Here is a 15,070-nt window from a genome sequence, read left to right on the forward strand (position 1 = left end):
AAATCGGTTTTTGTGAGGCAGGTTGTAATTGCGATGTAAACAAATTGATAAATCAACCCAACTGCTCTAAACCTCTCTACATAACAGGTCAGACCTCTTACTACTTGGAGCGGTTCATTATGATGGTTGTCTCGATACTTGCCACGGTGGCGCTGATTGGCGCCCTGTTCTATCACCGCCTGTCGTTGCGGCTCAGCAGCGCGATTCTGCTGTTGTGGACTGCTGCGATGGCTTTTGCTCACCTCTGGACGCCATGGTTACTGTTGCCGCTGGCGATCATCCTGCTGCCGTTCAACCTGCCGTCACTGCGCCGCAGCCTGTTTTCAAAGCCGATGTTTCAGCGCTTCCAGCAGGTGATGCCGCCGATGTCACGCACCGAAAAAGAAGCGATCGATGCGGGCACCACCTGGTGGGAAGGCGATCTGTTTCAGGGCAAACCAGACTGGCAGAAGCTGCACAACTATCCGCAGCCGCGCCTGACTGCCGACGAGCAGGCTTTTCTCAATGGTCCGGTTGAAGAAGCATGCCGCATGGCCAACGATTTCCAGATCACCCATGAGCTGGCCGATATGCCGCCGGAACTGTGGGCTTATCTGAAAGAGCATCGTTTCTTCGCGATGATTATCAAAAAAGAGTATGGCGGACTCGATTTCTCAGCCTATGCGCAGGCCTGCGTGCTGCAAAAACTGTCGGGCGTCTCAGGGATTCTGGCGATTACCGTGGGCGTGCCTAACTCATTAGGTCCGGGCGAACTGCTGCAACACTACGGCACTGAAGAGCAGAAAAATCACTATTTACCCCGGCTGGCACGCGGCGATGAGATCCCCTGCTTTGCGCTGACCAGTCCGGAAGCGGGCTCAGATGCCGGAGCCATCCCCGATACCGGCGTGGTCTGCATGGGCGAGTGGCAGGGTCAGCAGGTGCTGGGCATGCGGCTGACCTGGAACAAGCGCTATATTACGCTGGCGCCGATCGCCACCGTGCTGGGGCTGGCATTTAAACTCTCCGACCCGGATCATCTGCTCAGCGATAACGAAAATCCTGGCATTACCTGTGCGCTGATCCCGACCAACACGCCCGGCGTGGAGATTGGCCATCGCCACTTCCCGCTTAACGTGCCGTTCCAGAACGGGCCGACACGCGGCAATAATATCTTTGTACCGATTGACTATATTATCGGCGGCCCACAAATGGCCGGTCAGGGCTGGCGGATGCTGGTGGAGTGTCTGTCTGTGGGTCGCGGCATTACGCTGCCATCGAACTCAACCGGCAGCCTGAAAAGTGTGGCGCTGGCGACAGGCGCCTATGCCCATATCCGTCGTCAGTTCCGCGTCTCAATCGGTAAGATGGAAGGAATTGAAGAGCCGCTGGCGCGCATTGCCGGTAACGCCTACGTGATGGATGCGGCGGCCACGCTGATTACCGCCGGTATTATGCAGGGTGAAAAACCGGCAGTGCTGTCGGCGATTGTGAAATATCACTGCACCCATCGCGGTCAGCGCGCCATTATCGACGCCATGGATATTGCCGGCGGTAAAGGCATTATGCTGGGTAACAGCAACTTCCTGGCCCGCGCCTATCAGGGTGCGCCTATCGCCATCACGGTAGAAGGCGCTAATATTCTGACCCGCAGCATGATTATCTTCGGACAGGGTGCGATTCGCTGCCATCCTTACGTACTGCAGGAGATGGCGGCGGCAGCCAGCAACGATGTTAACGCGTTTGATCAGGCGCTGTTCAGCCACATCGGTCATGTCGGCAGCAGCACCATGCGCAGCCTGTGGCTGGGCTTAACCGCCGGACGCACCAGCGCCACCCCGACCCGCGATGGCACCCGTCGTTACTATCAGCATCTGAACCGCATCAGTGCCAACCTGGCGTTGCTCTCTGATGTGTCGATGGCGGTGCTGGGCGGCAGCCTGAAACGTCGTGAGCGTATCTCGGCGCGTCTGGGCGATGTGCTGAGCCAGCTCTATCTCGCTTCGGCGACGCTGAAACGCTATGACGATGAAGGCCGCAACGAAGCCGATCTGCCGCTGGTGCACTGGGGCGTGCAGGATGCGTTACATCAGGCGGAAGTCGCGATGGACGACCTGCTGCGTAACTTCCCGAACCGTCTGGTCGCGGGCGCATTGCGGATGACTATTTTTGCAGGCGGTCATCACTGCCCTGCTCCGTCTGACCGTCTGGACCATCAGCTGGCAAAACTGCTGCAACAGCCGTCAGCTACCCGCAGCCGTCTGGGCCGTGGCATGTACCTGACGCCCAGCGAGCACAACCCTGCCGGTCAGCTGGAACAGGCGTTGCAGGATGTGATGGCGGCAGAAGTGATCCATGACAGGCTGTGCAAACAGACGAAGCAGCACCTCTCCTTTACCCGGCTGGATGCGCTGGCGAAGCGCGCGCTGGAGCAGGGCTGGATTGATGCTAAAGAGGCTGAAGTGTTGCAGCGTGCTGAGGCCAGCCGCCTGCGTTCGATTAACGTCGATGAGTTTGAGGCGGATGCGCTGGCAGTGCCGGTGCCAGAGAAAGCCCCTCAGGCTGCGTCACGGGCGAGTGAGGCAGCATAGGTTTAGCGTTAGCCTGCAGCACCGGCTCAGGGAGCAGACGCCGAACCGTTCGGGGATCGGCCCTCCCTGGCCGGCCCCGAACTGTCCACGCTTCCCGGCGTGGACTTCTGGCCCACCGTCACGCCTCAGCGCTGCGGATAGCCCTTTCAGCAGCAGAGGTGCGCTGGCCTCCACTCTCGTGCCCTTTTTAACAGCACGCACCAGAAGCTTCAGGGCAGGCTGGTGGCGATCAGGAGCAGGCAATCCGCAGCGCTGAACAGAATGAGTCTGCCAGGAGAGCCCGCAGGACGCGGGCGAAAGGCGGGGCGGCACAGGAAGTGCCATCCCCGACGGTCCGTCAGGCAGGCGAATGAAGTGAAGGAACCGCGCAGCGGCGCGAGGACCGCCAGTCCCTGAGCGGCACCAGACTGCGTTATCACCTGTCGCTTAACTGACTGGCATCAAACATCACCTCGGCTTTTTTATCCTGCCTGACGGATGCGGGCAATCAGCGCATCCACATCTTCTACATGATCGGCCGCCAGAATCAGCGTGCGTCCCAGATTAATTGCATTACGGATGCAGTCGGTTCGCATCGCCGGATCGGCAATCAGCTTCATATCCGCCACGTGTGACATCCCCACCGTGCGGCGAATCAGTTCGGTGCCGCAGTAACCGATGGTATCGGCCCATACTTTACGCAGAAACGCCTCCGCATAGCCTGGATAAGCCAGCGCCTCATCACGGGTTTTCTCAGCCGCCAGTGCCAGAAAGCCCGAGGCAAAGGTGGTCCAGAGGGTGTGCACATCGCTGAGACGCTGCTCGCGTGCATCGGCGGCCTCACGCGGTGGCAGCAGACCCGGCACGCCGCAGTAGTTAATCAGCAGGTTGCCGATGGCGGTGCCGACATCAAAACCGATAGGGCCAAAATAACCAAATTCCGCATCAATCGCTTTCAGGCTGCCATCAGCAACGAAAATCGATCCGCTGTGAATATCACCATGCAGCAGCGCTTCAGCGTGGGCAAAGAAACGATGCTTGAGACCGCCCACCGCAATGCGCAGTGCATCGTCATTACGCAGGCTGGCGACCAGCGGTTCAAGCGCTTCGGGATAGCTATTGCGCTCATGGTCGGTATAGGGATCGTTAAAGAAAAGATCTTCGGTGATTTCACACATTTCCGGATTAATAAAACGCGCCACTTCCGCTTTTTTCTGGTGCGGATGCAGGATGAAATCGGAGGTATGAAACAGGGTTTGTGCCAGATAGTCGCCTAACTGCTGAGCCGCTTCCGGGTAGTAAGCGCCCTTCACCAGCTCGCCGCGCCAGATGCGATGACTGGAGAGATCTTCCATTACCATCACCGCCAGCTCCGCATCGTAATGGGTGATCTTCACCGTGTGCTGCGGACAATATTTGTAGTGTTCGACCAGGGTCTGCGCTTCCAGCCGCGCCCGATCCAGCGTCAGCGGCCACGACTCACCCACACAGCGCACATAGGGCAGCGCCTGCTTGACCACCACCCGGCTGTTGCCCTGATCGTCATAAATTTTAAACACCAGGTTGAGGTTGCCATCACCAATCTCTTCTGCGCTGCTCAGCGCGGCAGGATTGTCCACGCCGCCAAATTGTCGGGCATATTCCACAGCATCAGCAGCAGTAAAGGTACGGTATTGCGACATTGCCTGTTCCTCATCAATCGAAGGGGGATAACCTGGGTGTAACAAGCCGTTCAGACGTCTATACATCCGTTCAGCATGTTGGCACAATAGGTATCATTAACGCAACATGGATTTCACCCACAATGCAGACACTTCAAACCACCAGCTTACAGGTTCGTGACAATCAGCTCTGGATTCTGGATCAGCAGGCACTGCCGCAGCAAAAGAACTGGCTGCCCGCGCACAGCGTGCCCCAGCTGATTGAACATATTCATGCGCTGCGGGTGCGCGGTGCGCCGCTGATCGGCCTTTCCGCCTCGCTGCTGCTGGCGTTGCTGGCAGAACAGGGGCAGACGCGCGCTGAACTGACGCAGGCACTGGAGACCCTGCGCGCCGCCCGCCCTACCGCTGTCAATCTGATGAACAATCTGGACCGGATGAAACTGGCGCTGGCGCAGCCGGACTTTGCCTCCGCGCTGGCAGAAGAAGCCTGGCGGCTGGTGCAGGAAGATAAGCAGCTGTGTGACGCCATTGCTGACGCGGGTTGTACGCGGGTGGAACCCGGCAGCCAGCTGCTGACCCACTGTAATACCGGCGGACTGGCCACCGCCGGTGTGGGCACCGCCCTTGGCGTGATTGCCCGCGCCCATCAGCAGGGGCTGATTAAGAATGTCTGGGTTGATGAAACCCGTCCACTGTTACAGGGCGGCCGGTTAACCGCCTGGGAGCTGGGTGAGCTGGCGATTCCTTACATCCTGATTACCGATTCCATGGCCGCCAGCCTGATGGCCCGTGGAGAGGTCGATGCCGTATGGGTAGGCGCTGACCGCATTGCCGCCAACGGCGATGTGGCGAATAAAATCGGCACCTACAGCCTGGCGGTGCTGGCCCATTATCATCAGATTCCGTTTTACGTGGCGGCCCCGCATACCACGCTGGATCGCAGCTGTCCGGACGGCGCAGCGATTCCTATTGAACAGCGCGCCGCCAGTGAAGTGACGGGCGTTGCCGGCAGTTTTGGCAGCGTGCAGTGGGCGCCGGAAGCGGCGAAGGTCTATAACCCGGCGTTTGATGTCACGCCCGCCACCCTGATCAGCGGCTGGGTACTGGACACCGGGGTAGTCACGCCTGACCAGGTTCAGGGTGGCATTTTCCAGCCACAATAACGGTCTGCAAGGCGTTTACCGTGAGCGGCAAACGCCTTGCGAAAACGACGGGCGGTTTACGCCAGACGCGGATAGGCATCCGCAATCTTATCGCCGGTAAAGTTCGCTACCCAGCCTTCCTGATTATCGAAAATACGGATAGCCGTGAAGTGCGGTGACGATCCCATATCAAACCAGTGTGGTGTTCCCGCTGGTACCGAGATCAGATCGTTTTTTTCGCAGAGGATCTGCAGGATCTCGCCATCCAGGTGCAGACAGAAGAGTCCGGCCCCCTCAACAAAGAAACGCACCTCATCTTCGCCGTGTGTATGTTCAGAGAGGAACTTCTCGCGCAGCACGGTTTTCTGCGGATTATCGGCGCGCATGCTGATCACATCCCAGCTCTGATAGCCCTTCTCTGCCACCAGCCGATCGATCGCATGCTGATAGGCGTTGATCACCGTTTCGGGATCCGGATTTTCACCCAGATCGCGATCGGCTTCCCAGCGCTCAAAACGGACGCCTTTGGTGCTCAGGCGTTCACGAATCTCTTTCGCGTCGGTGCTGTGCCACACCGGCTGGCTGGCTTCGCGGTCGGTAAAAATAGTCAGTGCGCTCATCCTAAATTGACTCCGGGTTAATCTGGGAAAAATCCGTCACCTGACGATGGCGGCTTTCGCCGTCTGCATCGCCACGCAGTAGTTGCAGCGTCTGCCAGCCCGCCTCAGCGGCGGCATCCAGCTCCTGATGAATATCGGAGAGAAACAGCAGCTGCTCCGCTGGCTGACCAATTTCAGCGGCGATAGCGCGATAGGCTGCGACTTCGCGTTTGGCACCCACGTGCGTATCAAAATAGCCGCTGAAGAGGTCAGTAATATCACCTTCGTCGCTGTAGCCAAATAACAATTTCTGCGCCGCAACCGAGCCGGAGGAATATACATACAGTTCAATGCCCTGTGCCTTCCAGCGGCTTAGTGCTGGCAGGACGTCAGGATAGAGATGGCCGGTAAAACTGCCGTTAACATAACCATCGCGCCAGATCATGCCCTGCAGCGCCTTCAGGCCGGTTGATTTGCGATCCTGGTCCATAAACCCCAGCAGAATCTCTGTCACCGCATTCAGGTCGGCCTGCGGCTGACCGGCCTCCTCACGTACCGACTGCAGCGCTGCGGCGACCTCGGGCTGATGCGCATTTTCACGCAAAAAACTCGCCAGATGCTGGCGGGCGTAGGGAAACAGGATGTTATGTACAAAACGGATATCGCTGGTGGTGCCTTCGATATCAGTAACAATGGCGCGAATCATGCTCTCTCCAGCAGGCGACGTTGACGTTCACATTCAAATAAAAATTCCAGACCTTCCAGATGACGGCGTGCTTCGCTGACATCCCGGCCCCAGCAGGTTAAGCCGTGGCCGCGCAGCAGAAAGCCGTAACGCAGCGGAAAGCGGGCGGCGTAATCTTCAATTTCTGACGCCAGCGCCGCAATGTCCTGGCTGTTGTCGAACACAGGAATGGCGAGCGTATCCAGATGGGTGTGCTGGCCGCTCAATGATTTTTGCATCTCATAGCCGTGCAGCAGCAGCGCCGCGCCCTGCTCCACCCTCGACAGCACCGTCGCATTCACGGTGTGGGTATGCAGCACCGCGCCCGCCTCGGGAAAGAGTCGATAGATCATCGTGTGCAGACCGGTTTCTGCCGACGGCTTACGGCCAGAGAGCGACTGGCTGGTAGCAATATCGACCTCGATAAAGTCATCCCGCGTCAGCGTGCCTTTATCTTTGCCCGATTCACTCAGCAGGCAGACATGTTCATCGCGGCGCACCGACATATTTCCGCCGGTGGCCGGTGCCCAGCCTTTCGCGCCAATCCAGTGACAGGCGGCGACCAGCTGATCTAATGGAAGACTCTGCGACATAAAAGTTCCTTGCGGTGAAATGTGATCTCGGGTGGCTCAGATAACGGTAATGGCTATAAAATTACAACAGTTTGAAAATCTTAAACAGTTAGCAAACGTGCCCGACTGCTGAACCATACTCTCCGGGTCCTGCCAGATGATCCGCATCTCAGCAAGGCGGCAAACGCTTATCGCCGGGAGCTGACACTCGTCAGTGACCGGGGTAAGTAAGTGCAACCAACGGCGCTGACGCCCGGAGCATGACGCATGTAAATGCTAAATGATCCGCATCTCAGCAAGGCAGCAAGTGCGCGCATCCCCGGGAGCTGACACTTGTCAGTGACCGGGGTAAGCAAACGAAGCTAACGAAGCTGAGGTGTGGAGTATGACGCATTTAGCCATCTAAGCGTCTTGATTGCCAAATACTATCATCCTGTTTATAGTGGCACAAACACCGGGTGACACCGCATCAATCTTCGCGCTTAAGGCCTGACATCATGACGCAGCACAACCTGATCCCCGAGAGTAAACTCCCTTTGCTCGGCACCACCATTTTCAGCCAGATGAGTGCGCTGGCGCAGCAGCATAACGCTATCAATCTCTCTCAGGGCTTTCCCGATTTTAGCGGCCCGGACTATCTGCAGCAGCGGCTGGCGTATCATGTCAGCCAGGGCGCGAACCAGTATGCGCCGATGACCGGTGCGCTGCCGTTACGTGAGGCGATAGCAGAGAAAACCGCGCGGCTTTATGACTATCGTCCTGATGTCGAAACGGAGATTACGGTGACGGCGGGCGCAACCGAAGCGCTCTATGCGGCGATTACCGCGCTGGTGCGGCCAGGCGATGAAGTGATCTGCTTTGATCCCAGCTACGACAGCTATGCGCCTGCAGTAGAGTTGTCGGGCGGCGTGATGAAACGCATTACGCTGCAGCCGCCCGCTTTCCGGGTGGACTGGCAGGCGTTTGCTGCGCTGCTGAGTGATAAAACCCGGCTGGTGATCCTGAATACGCCGCACAATCCTTCCGCCACCGTCTGGCAGCAGCAGGATTTCACCGCGCTATGGCAGGCGATTGCTGCGCGACCGGTCTATGTACTGAGCGACGAAGTCTATGAGCACATCTGCTTCGATCAGGCAGGCCACGCCAGCGTGCTGGCACATCCCGAACTGCGCCAGCGCGCTATCGCGGTGTCGTCGTTTGGTAAGACCTTCCATATGACCGGCTGGAAAGTGGGCTACTGCATTGCCCCTGCCGCGATCAGCGCGGAACTGCGCAAGGTGCATCAGTATCTGACCTTCTCGGTGAATACGCCGGCGCAGCTGGCGATTGCCGATATGCTGCGTGAGCATCCGGAGCACTATCTTGAGCTGCCAGCGTTTTATCGTGACCGCCGCGATCGGCTGGCAACGGCGCTAAGCAGCAGCCGCTTTAAGGTGCTTCCCTGCGAAGGTACCTACTTTTTGCTGGTCGATTACAGCGCCATCTCCGATCTGGATGATGTCAGTTTCTGCCAGTGGCTGACCCGCGAAGTGGGCGTTGCCGCGATTCCTCTGTCGGTGTTCTGCGCCGATGCCTTTCCTCATAAACTGATCCGCCTCTGTTTTGCCAAACAGCCGGCGACATTAGATGCCGCCGCGGAGCGCTTATGTCAGCTTTAAAAATCACGTTACTGCAGGAGACGCTGAGCTGGATGGATGGCGAGGCCAACCTGCGCCATTTTGACGAGCAACTGGATGGACTCACCGGGCGCGATCTGATTTTACTGCCAGAGATGTTTACCACCGGCTTTGCAATGGAAGCGGCGAAAAGCTCGCTGCCTCAGGCGCAGGTGGTGGAGTGGCTGCATCAGCATGCCCGTCGCAACGATGCCCTGGTCGGCGGTAGCGCGGCGATTCAGACCGAACACGGCGCGGTAAACCGCTTTCTGCTGGTGGAGCCGGACGGCACGCTGCATCAGTATGACAAGCGCCACCTGTTCCGCATGGCGGACGAGCATCACCACTATCTGCCTGGCGAACAGCGTCAGGTGTTTGAGTGGCGCGGCTGGCGCATCCTGCCGCAAATCTGTTACGACCTGCGTTTCCCGGTCTTCTCGCGCAACCGCAACGATTACGATCTGGCGCTCTATGTCGCCAATTGGCCTGCACCGCGTGCACTGCACTGGCAGGCACTGCTGCTGGCGCGGGCAATTGAAAATCAGGCTTATGTAGCAGGCTGTAACCGCGTCGGCAGTGACGGCAATCAGCATGAATACAGCGGCGACAGCCAGATTATTTCACCGCAGGGCGAGATCCTCAGCGCGGCTGAGCCGCACCAGCGCGCCAGGCTGGACGCAGAGCTGTCGCTGAACGCACTGAATGCTTATCGCGAGCGCTTCCCGGCCTGGCAGGATGCGGATCGCTTTTCGCTGTGAATGGCGGGCGGGAAGTCAGACCGCCCATTAACTGCCGCGATAGGTTGACCACGACCAGGGCGAAATCAGAAACGGCAGATGAAAATGGCTGCCCGCTTCGGCAATCATAAAATCGATCTGCGCGCTGACGTAGAGTGCATCCCGACCGGCGGCGGCAAAATAGTCGCCGATTTCTGCCGTTAAACGGTAGTGGCCCGGCGTCAGCGGCTCGGGCGTGAGATCTTTCAGACGCCCATCGCTGTCGGTTTCACCCTGTGAAATCGGAAACCACCCTTCCGGGCTGTTCTGCTCAAGTGAAATCGCTACACCGCTGGCCGGTTTGCCCAGCGCCGTGTCCAGAATATGGGTGGTAACAGTACTCATTGAATCGTCTCCTTCAGGCGTAACAGGGTAATTTCACGCAGCTGATCCAGCGCCTCCTGCTGCTCGGCAGGATCGCTATTCTGCAACCGACGCTGCAACTCTGCCAGCATCTGCTCGCCGCTGCGCCCTTTGGCGCGAATCAGAAACACCCGTCCAAAACGGGCTTCATACGCCTGATTCCCCTGCTGCATCGCCTGCTGCAAAGCGCTGTCGGCCTGCTGCATGGCGGACTGCTCTCCGCGTGAAAGTGCCGCTTCTTTATCCGTGCGGTTCGCGCGTTCGCCAATGCGGGGATGCGCCGACAGTGCGGCCTCCAGCTCAGGCTGCTGCCACTGGCGGGCCAGCGCATCGGCGGTTTCCCGTAGCGCATCCAGGGTGTCAAAAGGCCGCGCTGCCACCAGCGACTGCTGCCAGTGCGGGATAGCGACACAATGCCGGATGGCCGCCTGCGCCTCATCAGCTGTCAGCTGATTAAATGCGGCTAATTCCATGTTCAGCTCCGTTCAGCAATCAGCGAGACCGCCTGTAAATAAGCCTGCAGCGCGGGCGCCACATCAGCCACCGCGACAGACTCCGCCGGATGGTGGCTGATACCGCGATGGTTACGCACAAATAGCATGCCGACCGGCCAGCGTTCAGCGATAGCGATGGCGTCGTGCCCGGCACCGCTCGGCAGTGACAGGCTGCGACCCTGCACCGTTTCCACCGCATGACTCAGCGCCTGCTGCAGCGCGGAGTCACAGGCGGTGGCACCGATGCGATAATATTCGTTCGACTCAAAGCGGAGTCCACGCCGCAGCGCAATCGCCTCCGCCTGGGTTAACAGACTGGAGAGCAGTGTCTCCAGTGGGTTATCCAGCGGACCGCGCACGTCCAGCGACAGCGATACCTCGCCAGGGATTACATTGACCGCTCCCGGCGCGCAGTTAATCGTACCGACGGTAGCCACCAGTTGCGGATCCTGCTCACGGGTGGTCTGCTCAATAAACACCATCCACTCGGCAGCAGCAGCCAGCGCATCTTTGCGGTGGGTCATCGGCACCGTGCCCGCATGGCCCGCTTCACCGGTGAAACGGCAGTTGAGGCGGCGCGCACCGTTGATGGCCGTGACCACACCGAGCGCCAGATCCTCCTGCTCCAGGCAGGGGCCCTGCTCGATGTGCAGCTCAAGATAACCGACGATATCCTCAACCCGCCGCGCCGCAGATGCGATCCTGTCGCTGTCGAGCCCGACATCCGCCATCGCCTGCGCCACGGTAATGCCGTTGCCGTCAGGATGCGTCACCCAGCTTTGCGGCCAGCTGCCGGTAATGCCACGACTGCCGAGCAGCGTAATGCCAAAACGGGTGCCCTCTTCGTCACCAAAGCCAATGACTTCAATCGCCAGCGGTAAGCGGCGCTGATGTACGTTAAGCCACTGTACGGTTTCAATCGCGCTGAGCACGCCCAGCATGCCGTCGTAGCGACCGGCGTTGCGCACCGTGTCGAGATGCGAGCCAAGCAGTAACGCGGGTGCACCCGCTTCTGCCGCCTCGTAGCGCCCACAGATATTGCCGACTTCATCCTGCCACACCTGCATCCCCGCCGCCTGCATCCACTCACCGACACAGGCGTTGGCGCGCAGATGTTCGGGTGAGAGGTAGACGCGGGTCAGCCCCTCGGCCGTTTCGCTGATCGCCGCCAGCGCGTCGCAGCGCGCCATAACGCGCTGTGCAGCGGCCTGGGCTTCGCTGGCGCTCATCATCATGCGTGGCTCCCGTAGTGATCCCAGGCGGCCTGCGCCGCGGCACCCTGCGGCGTGCGATAGCCGACATAGGTCAGCACCGTTTCCAGCGCGGAGAGAGTCTGCATCACGCAATCTTTGCGCGCGTTATAACCCATGGTGCCGATGCGCCACACCTTGCCATGCAGCGGGCCAAACGAGGTGCCAATCTCAATGCCGAAATCTTCCAGCATCAGTTTGCGCACCTGATCGCCGTTTACGCCGGACGGGATCATCACGCCCAGCACGTTGTTCATTTTGTGTTTCAGGTCGCCGAAGGTCTCCAGCCCCATCCCCTGAATGCCTTTCAGCAATGCTTCACCGTGCAGCTTGTGGCGGGCGATGCCGTTGTCCAGCCCCTCCTGCAGGATCAGACGGGCGCACTCGCGCGCGCCAAACAGCGCACTGGTCGCTTCGGTATGGTGGTTGAGCCGCTCCGGCCCCCAGTAATCCATGATCATGCCGAGATCAAAATAGTTGGAGTAGATCATCTCCTCTTCGCCATCCTGATGCGCCTCGGTGCGGATCCCCTGCTCTACGCATTTGCGTTTGCGGATCACCGCCTCCATCTCTGCGCTCAGCGTGATCGGCGAGGTACCCGATGGACCGCCCAGGCATTTCTGCATCCCCGCGGATACGGCATCAAGTCCCCAGGCGTCCGTTTCCAGCGCGTTACCCGCCAGCGACGCGGTGGCATCGGTGTAGAACAGTACGCCATACTGTTTGCAGATCGCACCCAGCTGCTCAAGCGGCTGCAGCATGGTGGTTGAGGTGTCGCCCTGCACGGTCAGCAGCAGGCGCGGCCGCACTTTTTTGATCGCATCTTCGATCTGGTCGGGAGTAAAGACTTCGCCCCACGGCACTTCAATGGTGTGCACTTCCGCACGACAGCGGCGGGCAATTTCGCACAGCAGATGACCAAAGCGGCCAAACACCGGTACCAGCACTTTGTCGCCAGGCCGGATCGATGACAGCAGAATCGATTCGATACCGGCGCGGGAGGTGCCGTCAATCAGCAGCGTCCAGCGGTTCTCTGTGCGAAACACGCCGCGATAGAGCGCCATCACTTCATTCATGTAGTGGGTCATCGCGGGATCGTACTGCCCCAGCAGCTGACTCGACATGGCGCGCAGCACACGTGGATCGGCATTGATCGGTCCTGGCCCCATTAGCAGACGCTGTGGCGGGTTAAGTTGCGGGTAGTGATTGATATCCATCGTAATTTCCTTTTTCAGAATCAGAGGCGAACCGAAGAGATAAACTGCTTCAGCTCCGGTGACTGCGGCTGAGCGAACAGCGTCTTACTGTCGCCCTGCTCCCAGACGCGCCCCTGATGCATAAAGACCACACGATCGCCCACGTCGCGGGCGAAGCTCATTTCATGCGTGACGAGGATCAGCGTCATCCCTTCTGACGCCAGCTGCTCCAGAACTTTGAGCACTTCGCCCACCAGCTCGGGATCGAGCGCGGAGGTGATCTCATCACAGAGTAAAACTTTCGGCGTCATCGCCAGTGCACGGGCGATCGCCACGCGCTGCTGCTGACCGCCGGAGAGGCTGGCAGGATAGTAGTTGAGACGCTCGCCCAGCCCGACCTTCTCCAGCATCTGCGCCGCCAGCGCCCGGCACTCGGCCTCGCTTTTTTTCAGCACCCGGCGCGGCGCCAGCATCACGTTCTCCAGTGCCGTCATGTGCGGGAACAGATTGAAGCTCTGAAACACCATCCCGACCGAGCGGCTGATTTCACGCGCCTGCGAGTCGCGATCGGTAATCGTCATACCGCCGAGCTTGATGCTGCCCTCCTGATAGCCTTCCAGCCCGTTCATGCAGCGCAGCAGCGTGCTTTTGCCCGATCCGCTGCGACCGATGATTGAGATCACCTCGCCCATGTCGATATCCAGATCCACGCCTTTCAACACATGGTTGTCGCCGTAATATTTTTGCACCTGATTAATGGTGATGAGCGGCATTGAATTTTTTCTCCAGATACTGGCTGTAGCGAGACAGCGGATAACACATCAGGAAGTAGCCCAGCGCCACCAGCCCAAAGACTTTAAACGGCTGATAGGTCACGTTGTTCAGAATGGTGCCCGCTTTGGTCAGCTCGATAAAACCGATAATTGACGCCAGCGCGGTGCCCTTGATCACCTGGACAGCAAACCCCACCGTCGGGGCAATACCGATGCGGATCGCCTGCGGCGCAATGACCCGCCACAGCGTCTGACCAAAGGTCAGGCCGAGACAGCGCGACGCTTCCCACTGGCCTTTTGGCAGGGCGCGGATGCTGCCGTACCAGATATCGACCAGAAAGGCGCTGGTGTAGAAGGTCAGCGCCAGCGAGGCCGCCGTCCAGGGTGCAACATCAATGCCGAACAGGCCGACGCCGAAAAACGCCAGGAACAGCTGCATTAGCAGCGGCGTGCCCTGAAACAGCGCGGTGTAACCGCGTACCAGCCGCGTTAACCATTTGCGTTGCAGCAGGCGCATAAACAGCAGCGGCAGCGTCACCAGCGTGCCGCCGACAAAGGCCACCAGCGACAGCAACAGGGTCCAGCGTGCCGCCAGCAGCAGGTTGCGCAGGATGTCCCAGTCGGTAAAGGTCGTCATCATGATGGCTGCACTCCAAACCATTTACGGCCAATCGCCAGCAGCAGATGGCGCATTGCAATCGACAACGCCAGGTAGATCAGCGTGGTCACCAGATAGACCTCAAAACTTAAGAAGGTGCGCGACTGGATCAGGTTGGCGGCGAAGGTCAGCTCCTCGTAGGAGACCTGCGACACCACCGACGAACCCAGCATCACGATGATGCACTGACTCACCAGCGCCGGATAAATGCGCTGCAGCGCGGGCGGCAACACCACCCGCAGAAACGTCTGGCTGCGGGTTAATCCCAGCACCCGTCCCGCTTCCCACTGCCCTTTGGGTGTCACCTGTATTCCGGCACGAATAATCTCGGTGCTATATGCCCCGAGGTTGATCAGCATCGCCAACAGCGCCGCCTCGCCAGCAGTGAGTTTCAGCCCCAGCGCAGGCAGACCGAAAACGATAAAGAACAGTTGCACCACAAACGGCGTGTTGCGGATCAGCTCGACATAGATGCCCCACAGGCGGCTCATCCAGCTGGGTCTGCCACTGCGCAGCGCCGCGCCCGCAATGCCGAGCGCCACACCACCGGTAGTCGCCAGCACCGTCAGCTGAATGGTGACCCAAAGACCGGAGAGCAGCTCCGGCCAGTAGGGCCACAGGGCGGGAAAGTTAAGTTGCCCGGTCATGAATCTTT

General features: G+C 59.2%; 15 protein-coding genes. 4 read left to right on the plus strand and 11 right to left on the minus strand.

The window, feature by feature from the left end; translation table 11 throughout:
- Positions 1-119 precede the first annotated feature (119 nt).
- Entirely contained in the window at positions 120-2,570 is a 2,451-nt protein-coding gene (gene fadE / locus ACX8ZY_RS15760) for an acyl-CoA dehydrogenase FadE (protein WP_010255176.1), read from the plus strand.
- Positions 2,571-3,031: 461 nt separating this feature from the next.
- Here fadE and mtnK read toward each other — a convergent pair whose 3' ends face one another.
- Complete coding sequence (gene mtnK, locus ACX8ZY_RS15765; protein ID WP_033756697.1) at positions 3,032-4,231, minus strand: S-methyl-5-thioribose kinase; 1,200 nt, start codon at positions 4,229-4,231, stop codon at positions 3,032-3,034.
- A gap of 122 nt (positions 4,232-4,353) precedes the next feature.
- On the opposite strand from mtnK, the gene mtnA reads away from it, so the two are divergent.
- Positions 4,354-5,376: an S-methyl-5-thioribose-1-phosphate isomerase gene (gene mtnA, locus ACX8ZY_RS15770; protein ID WP_425021237.1), complete on the plus strand. Its 1,023-nt coding sequence runs from the start codon at positions 4,354-4,356 to the stop codon at positions 5,374-5,376.
- 56 nt (positions 5,377-5,432) lie between these two features.
- Here the strand turns inward: mtnA and ACX8ZY_RS15775 are convergent, their stop codons facing one another.
- The 3 genes from ACX8ZY_RS15775 to ACX8ZY_RS15785 are packed head-to-tail and all read right to left on the minus strand — an operon-like array spanning position 5,433 to position 7,271.
- A complete protein-coding gene (locus ACX8ZY_RS15775) occupies positions 5,433-5,975 on the minus strand; it encodes a 1,2-dihydroxy-3-keto-5-methylthiopentene dioxygenase (RefSeq protein WP_033756693.1) in 543 nt (180 codons plus the stop codon).
- A gap of 1 nt (position 5,976) precedes the next feature.
- Positions 5,977-6,660 (minus strand): acireductone synthase, encoded by a 684-nt coding sequence (gene mtnC, locus ACX8ZY_RS15780; protein ID WP_158131977.1) that lies wholly within the window; start codon positions 6,658-6,660, stop codon positions 5,977-5,979.
- Positions 6,657-7,271 (minus strand): methylthioribulose 1-phosphate dehydratase, encoded by a 615-nt coding sequence (locus ACX8ZY_RS15785; protein ID WP_010255165.1) that lies wholly within the window; start codon positions 7,269-7,271, stop codon positions 6,657-6,659. The genes mtnC and ACX8ZY_RS15785 overlap by 4 nt, the downstream gene beginning before the upstream one ends.
- 476 nt (positions 7,272-7,747) lie before the next feature.
- Between ACX8ZY_RS15785 and ACX8ZY_RS15790 the strand changes: the two genes are divergently transcribed.
- Together ACX8ZY_RS15790 and ACX8ZY_RS15795 are read left to right on the plus strand one after the other, a co-directional pair.
- Positions 7,748-8,908 (plus strand): pyridoxal phosphate-dependent aminotransferase, encoded by a 1,161-nt coding sequence (locus ACX8ZY_RS15790; RefSeq protein ID WP_061704297.1) that lies wholly within the window; start codon positions 7,748-7,750, stop codon positions 8,906-8,908.
- Positions 8,896-9,663, plus strand: coding sequence for an amidohydrolase (locus tag ACX8ZY_RS15795; RefSeq protein ID WP_159227321.1), 768 nt, complete (start codon positions 8,896-8,898; stop codon positions 9,661-9,663). The genes ACX8ZY_RS15790 and ACX8ZY_RS15795 overlap by 13 nt, the downstream gene beginning before the upstream one ends.
- A 27-nt stretch (positions 9,664-9,690) precedes the next feature.
- Here the strand turns inward: ACX8ZY_RS15795 and uraH are convergent, their stop codons facing one another.
- From uraH to ACX8ZY_RS15830, 7 genes are read right to left on the minus strand one after another with little or no spacing between them, the layout of a single operon-like run.
- Positions 9,691-10,026 carry a hydroxyisourate hydrolase gene (gene uraH, locus ACX8ZY_RS15800; RefSeq protein ID WP_010671151.1) on the minus strand — a complete coding sequence of 112 codons (336 nt, stop codon included), beginning with the start codon at positions 10,024-10,026 and terminating at the stop codon, positions 9,691-9,693.
- Complete coding sequence (gene uraD / locus ACX8ZY_RS15805) at positions 10,023-10,517, minus strand: 2-oxo-4-hydroxy-4-carboxy-5-ureidoimidazoline decarboxylase (protein ID WP_167432742.1); 495 nt, start codon at positions 10,515-10,517, stop codon at positions 10,023-10,025. The genes uraH and uraD overlap by 4 nt, the downstream gene beginning before the upstream one ends.
- Positions 10,518-10,519: 2 nt before the next feature.
- On the minus strand, positions 10,520-11,773 hold the full coding sequence (hpxK, locus tag ACX8ZY_RS15810) for an allantoate amidohydrolase (RefSeq protein ID WP_167432743.1): 1,254 nt from the start codon (positions 11,771-11,773) through the stop codon (positions 10,520-10,522).
- Positions 11,770-13,005: a pyridoxal-phosphate-dependent aminotransferase family protein gene (locus tag ACX8ZY_RS15815; protein WP_010671148.1), complete on the minus strand. Its 1,236-nt coding sequence runs from the start codon at positions 13,003-13,005 to the stop codon at positions 11,770-11,772. Before ACX8ZY_RS15815 ends, hpxK begins: the two co-directional genes overlap by 4 nt.
- Positions 13,006-13,025: 20 nt before the next feature.
- A complete protein-coding gene (locus ACX8ZY_RS15820; protein ID WP_010671147.1) occupies positions 13,026-13,757 on the minus strand; it encodes an amino acid ABC transporter ATP-binding protein in 732 nt (243 codons plus the stop codon).
- A complete protein-coding gene (locus tag ACX8ZY_RS15825; RefSeq protein WP_010255156.1) occupies positions 13,738-14,394 on the minus strand; it encodes an amino acid ABC transporter permease in 657 nt (218 codons plus the stop codon). Before ACX8ZY_RS15825 ends, ACX8ZY_RS15820 begins: the two co-directional genes overlap by 20 nt.
- Complete coding sequence (locus tag ACX8ZY_RS15830; protein ID WP_010255155.1) at positions 14,394-15,062, minus strand: amino acid ABC transporter permease; 669 nt, start codon at positions 15,060-15,062, stop codon at positions 14,394-14,396. The genes ACX8ZY_RS15825 and ACX8ZY_RS15830 overlap by 1 nt, the downstream gene beginning before the upstream one ends.
- Between the last annotated feature and the right edge of the window lie 8 nt (positions 15,063-15,070).

Source organism: Pantoea sp. XAF26B01_ASV70, assembly GCF_054512635.1.

What these genes read in the sequence shown, in the direction of transcription:
- fadE (WP_010255176.1), top strand. Translation starts at nt 120, where the DNA reads ATGATGGTTGTCTCGATACTTGCCACGGTGGCGCTGATTGGCGCCCTG.
- mtnK (WP_033756697.1), bottom strand. Translation starts at nt 4,231, where the DNA reads ATGTCGCAATACCGTACCTTTACTGCTGCTGATGCTGTGGAATATGCC.
- mtnA (WP_425021237.1), top strand. Translation starts at nt 4,354, where the DNA reads ATGCAGACACTTCAAACCACCAGCTTACAGGTTCGTGACAATCAGCTC.
- ACX8ZY_RS15775 (WP_033756693.1), bottom strand. Translation starts at nt 5,975, where the DNA reads ATGAGCGCACTGACTATTTTTACCGACCGCGAAGCCAGCCAGCCGGTG.
- mtnC (WP_158131977.1), bottom strand. Translation starts at nt 6,660, where the DNA reads ATGATTCGCGCCATTGTTACTGATATCGAAGGCACCACCAGCGATATC.
- ACX8ZY_RS15785 (WP_010255165.1), bottom strand. Translation starts at nt 7,271, where the DNA reads ATGTCGCAGAGTCTTCCATTAGATCAGCTGGTCGCCGCCTGTCACTGG.
- ACX8ZY_RS15790 (WP_061704297.1), top strand. Translation starts at nt 7,748, where the DNA reads ATGACGCAGCACAACCTGATCCCCGAGAGTAAACTCCCTTTGCTCGGC.
- ACX8ZY_RS15795 (WP_159227321.1), top strand. Translation starts at nt 8,896, where the DNA reads ATGTCAGCTTTAAAAATCACGTTACTGCAGGAGACGCTGAGCTGGATG.
- uraH (WP_010671151.1), bottom strand. Translation starts at nt 10,026, where the DNA reads ATGAGTACTGTTACCACCCATATTCTGGACACGGCGCTGGGCAAACCG.
- uraD (WP_167432742.1), bottom strand. Translation starts at nt 10,517, where the DNA reads ATGGAATTAGCCGCATTTAATCAGCTGACAGCTGATGAGGCGCAGGCG.
- hpxK (WP_167432743.1), bottom strand. Translation starts at nt 11,773, where the DNA reads ATGATGATGAGCGCCAGCGAAGCCCAGGCCGCTGCACAGCGCGTTATG.
- ACX8ZY_RS15815 (WP_010671148.1), bottom strand. Translation starts at nt 13,005, where the DNA reads ATGGATATCAATCACTACCCGCAACTTAACCCGCCACAGCGTCTGCTA.
- ACX8ZY_RS15820 (WP_010671147.1), bottom strand. Translation starts at nt 13,757, where the DNA reads ATGCCGCTCATCACCATTAATCAGGTGCAAAAATATTACGGCGACAAC.
- ACX8ZY_RS15825 (WP_010255156.1), bottom strand. Translation starts at nt 14,394, where the DNA reads ATGACGACCTTTACCGACTGGGACATCCTGCGCAACCTGCTGCTGGCG.
- ACX8ZY_RS15830 (WP_010255155.1), bottom strand. Translation starts at nt 15,062, where the DNA reads ATGACCGGGCAACTTAACTTTCCCGCCCTGTGGCCCTACTGGCCGGAG.